The organism is Aneurinibacillus aneurinilyticus ATCC 12856, from assembly GCF_000466385.1.
GTDB classification, from domain to species: domain Bacteria; phylum Bacillota; class Bacilli; order Aneurinibacillales; family Aneurinibacillaceae; genus Aneurinibacillus; species Aneurinibacillus aneurinilyticus.
On sequence record NZ_KE952927.1, the window covers coordinates 1 to 1,069 of the forward strand.

2 protein-coding genes are annotated in these 1,069 nt (G+C 38.1%); one reads left to right on the top strand and one right to left on the bottom strand.

Annotated elements, in window-relative coordinates; all coding sequences use genetic code 11:
- Nucleotides 1–342 precede the first annotated feature (342 nt).
- Nucleotides 343–843, top strand: a complete 501-nt coding sequence (locus HMPREF0083_RS25880; protein WP_040305232.1) for a hypothetical protein — start codon at nucleotides 343–345, stop codon at nucleotides 841–843.
- Here HMPREF0083_RS25880 and HMPREF0083_RS29160 read toward each other — a convergent pair.
- On the bottom strand, nucleotides 814–1,069 hold a 256-nt coding region (locus HMPREF0083_RS29160; protein ID WP_209421099.1), incomplete at its 5' end, for a hypothetical protein. The two genes, HMPREF0083_RS25880 and HMPREF0083_RS29160, sit on opposite strands and share 30 nt — an antisense overlap.

The window sequence follows — 1,069 nt, forward strand, 5'->3', positions numbered from 1 at the left end:
AAATCGTTAGGTTTTAAGTGGTGGGTAGTTCACAAGCAATCTCTTCTGATAGATTTTGATTGAAATTTTACTAAACGAGTATATCAGCTGCACCTATACAAAATATATACAGAAACCTATATAAGTTACACTTGATAGTTTGACATGATAACGTGGTTGGAAGAGTGGGGGGCTATTGTTCAGAAATTGTTCAGAAGTTATAGATAGAATTGCTATGTAAAAATTCAGGCCGGCGACGGTTCGTTTATCCTACGTTTAACGGGCAGTAAGACCCCTATTGATTGAAGTTTCATTCTTATTACCTCAAGGCTTTTGAAGGAGGAAAATGAGAAAAAGAAGGGAATGAAAAACTTGAATAACACTGTTACCTGTATAGACTGTGGCTGTACCTATGTGCATAGTCGTCCAGGTGAGCGTATCGTTCACGGATACCGACACAAGAAAATTCTATCTTATAATGCTTATCATGCGGACGATAATAAGTGGCCAACCTATATATTTTTTGAAGTAAGGAAGGAGATAGGGAAACGGGCGTATCAAATTTTATGCACGGATAACAAAAGTATGAAAGAGAAGGAAAAGGCTGCTTTGGAGATTTTCCGAGTATGGTGGTTAACTTCTTTTGAGTCGCTTCTATTTAGTGCTTCGTTATCCAGGACACTGGAGACGCATCCTGATTTTCCAAGCTATGTATTATCTGCTATTAAAGAGCAAGACTATGTTCAAGGGATTTTAACCAAAGAAGTGAGTGAAAGTCTGGCTGCTTGGGCAAATAAAAGGCATGCTAATACGAAAGGAATTCGATGGAGTTCTTTAGGGAGGCTGCTGGCACGCAAGAAGTGATGAAAATTCTATATATACATTCTGTTGATGTGCCTTATTTCTCTTCTTTGCTACTTCATTAGCTGGAATTACAATTTGATGATGATCTATAAGTAAATAGTCTTCCATAAAGAGATCAGGTATTAAGTAAGGTACTTGGTCTTTCTTGCGTTTGTCTTTTATATATAAATTACCACGCCTGTTGATGATCCGTAAGGTGGAAGAAAGAAGGTGCACGCGTCGGCGT

Excerpts from the sequence above, each read along its gene's own strand:
- HMPREF0083_RS25880 (WP_040305232.1), top strand. The coding sequence starts at position 343 with ATGAAAAACTTGAATAACACTGTTACCTGTATAGACTGTGGCTGTACC.